Origin of the sequence: Ensifer sp. ZNC0028, from assembly GCF_000799055.1 — a bacterium.
GTDB lineage: Bacteria > Pseudomonadota > Alphaproteobacteria > Rhizobiales > Rhizobiaceae > Ensifer.
In genome coordinates this window covers 1-2,671 of sequence record NZ_JTLA01000061.1, presented here as the reverse complement: position 1 = coordinate 2,671, position 2,671 = coordinate 1, and the positions used below count along the sequence as shown (strand labels likewise).

Below are 2,671 nucleotides of genomic sequence, written 5' to 3'. Positions count from 1 at the left end.
ACCTGTCGGCAACCCCCGCTGCCGTCTCGATGATCCAGGCGGCCGCGACGCTGCCGATCTTCCTGCTCGCCATTCCCGCCGGCGTTCTCTCCGATATTCTCGACCGCCGCAAATTCCTGATCGTCGTACAGTTCCTGCTCGCCTCCGCGAGCCTTTGCCTGTTGTTCCTCTCCGCAAGCGGACTGCAGTCGGTGACCTCGCTGATTGCGCTGACCTTCGTCGGCGGCATCGGCGCGGCGCTCGTCGCCCCCACCTGGCAGGCGATCGTGCCGGAGCTCGTGTCGCGGCCGGACGTCAAGGGCGCGGTCGCGCTGAACTCGCTTGGCATCAACATCTCCCGCGCGATCGGCCCGGCACTTGGCGGTCTGCTGCTCGCCTGGTTCGGCGCGGCCGTCACCTACGGGGTCGACGTCATCAGCTATGTCTTCGTCATTGCCGCCTTGGTCTGGTGGCGGCGGCAGGTGCCGGAGGACGACGCGCTCGCCGAGCGTTTTCTCGGCGCCTTCCGCGCCGGGCTGCGCTATGCGCGCGCCAGCCGCGAGCTGCATGTGGTGCTTTTGCGTGCGGCCGTGTTCTTCGCCTTTTCGAGTGCGATCTGGGCGCTGCTGCCGCTGGTCGCCCGCCAGCTTCTCGGCGGTGGCGCCAGCTTCTACGGCATCCTGCTCGGCGCCGTCGGCGCCGGCGCGATTGGCGGCGCGCTGTTGATGCCGCGGCTACGCGCGCGAATGGATGCCGACGGGCTGTTGCTTTTGTCGGCGGTTCTGACCGCCGCCGTCATGGGCGTGCTCTCCTTCGCACCGGCGCAATGGGTGGCAGTCGCCGCACTGCTCGTCTGCGGCGCGGCCTGGATCACGGCATTGACGACGCTCAACAGCACCGCGCAAGCGATCCTGCCCAACTGGGTGCGCGGCCGCACGCTCGCCGTCTATCTGACCGTCTTCAATGGCGCGATGACCGGCGGCAGCCTTGCCTGGGGCGCGACAGCCTCCGCGATCGGTGTGCCCTTCACGCTGGCCGTTGCGGCCATCGGCCTTCTCTGCGTCGGCTTCGCCTTCCACGCCATGAAGCTGCCGAAAGGGGAGGCGGACCTCATTCCTTCCAACCATTGGCCGGAGCCGCTGACCAGCGAGCCGGTCGAACACGACCGCGGACCGGTTCTCGTCCTGATCGAATACACGATCGACAAGGCGGATCGGTCCGAGTTCCTGAAGGCGCTCGCTCGCCTGTCGCATGAGCGGCGGCGCGACGGCGCCTATGGCTGGGGCGTGACCGAGGACGCGGCCGATCCCGGGCGCCTCGTTGAATGGTTCATGGTGGAATCCTGGGCCGAACACCTGCGCCAGCACAAGCGCGTGTCGAAGGCCGATGCCGACATTCAGGACGACGTCCGCCGCTACCACAAGGGGCCGGTCGCTCCGGTCGTCAACCACTTTCTCGCGATCAACCATCCCCATCTCGGTTGACGCGGACCGCACGTCCCAGCGCGGATCCCGCGCCGGGGCCTAGATCTCGAAGACATGTACCCAACCCAAACAAAGGAACCGTTCCCATGACCGAGAACTTCGTCAGGACTGAAGACGGCGTCGATATCTTCTACAAGGATTGGGGCTCGGGCCAGCCCATCGTCTTTCACCACGGCTGGCCGCTGTCGGCGGACGACTGGGACGCGCAGATGCTCTATTTCGTCAACAAGGGCTTTCGCGTCATCGCCCACGACCGCCGTGGTCATGGCCGTTCGACGCAGGTGAGCGAGGGCCACGACATCGCCCATTATGCGAAGGACGTGGCGGCGGTGACCACCAAGCTCGGCCTCAGCGATGCCATCCACATCGGCCACTCCACCGGCGGCGGCGAAGCGGTGGCGTATGTGGCGCGTCATGGCGGCGGCCGGGTTTCCAAGCTGATCATCGTCGGGGCCGTACCGCCGATCATGGTCAAGACCGAAAACAATCCGGGTGGCCTGCCGATCGAAGTGTTCGATGGTTTCCGGGCGGCGCTTGCTGCCAACCGGGCGCAATTCTTCCTCGACGTTCCGAGCGGTCCGTTCTACGGCTACAACCGGCCGGGTGCCGAAGTCTCGCAGGGCGTCATCAGAAACTGGTGGCGCCAGGGCATGATGGGCAGCGCCAAGGCGCACTACGAAGGCATCAAGGCCTTCTCGGAAACGGACTTCACCGAAGACCTGAAGGCGATCGACGTGCCGACGCTCGTGATGCACGGCGACGACGACCAGATCGTGCCGATCGACGACAGCGCGCGACTGGCGGTGAAGCTGCTGAAGAACGGCACGCTCAAGGTCTATGAGGGTTATCCACATGGCATGTTGACAACCCATGCCGATGTCATCAATCCCGACCTGCTCGCCTTCATTAAGGCCTAAAGCTCGGGCACGGTCCGCGGTGTCCGGGTATTGCGGACCGTGCCGGGACAACGCTACTGCATGGTTCCCTAATCATCGCCGGTTTTGCGGACGGAACATGCAGCGCTTCGAAGCGCTACAGCGCCCTCTATGCGCCTCAAAGGCGCGCGGCGCTGTAGTGCCGGCGCCGCATCGACAGCGGCGCGCAGCCGTAGCTGTCACCTGCAAATCATCTTCAGTGGTTTCAGCGCGCCCGCTTTGGCCGGCGAACCGCCCGGACGACGCCGCTCGGCCCCCCGCCACAGAAGAAGC

General features: G+C 65.9%; 2 protein-coding genes. Both read left to right on the top strand.

What is annotated here, in order from left to right; genetic code table 11:
• A partial coding sequence (locus L981_RS14585) for an MFS transporter (RefSeq protein WP_043617258.1) occupies nt 1-1,463 on the top strand: 1,463 nt, incomplete at its 5' end.
• 86 nt (nt 1,464-1,549) lie between these two features.
• Complete coding sequence (locus L981_RS14580; protein ID WP_043617256.1) at nt 1,550-2,380, top strand: alpha/beta fold hydrolase; 831 nt, start codon at nt 1,550-1,552, stop codon at nt 2,378-2,380.
• Nucleotides 2,381-2,671: the final 291 nt, after the last annotated feature.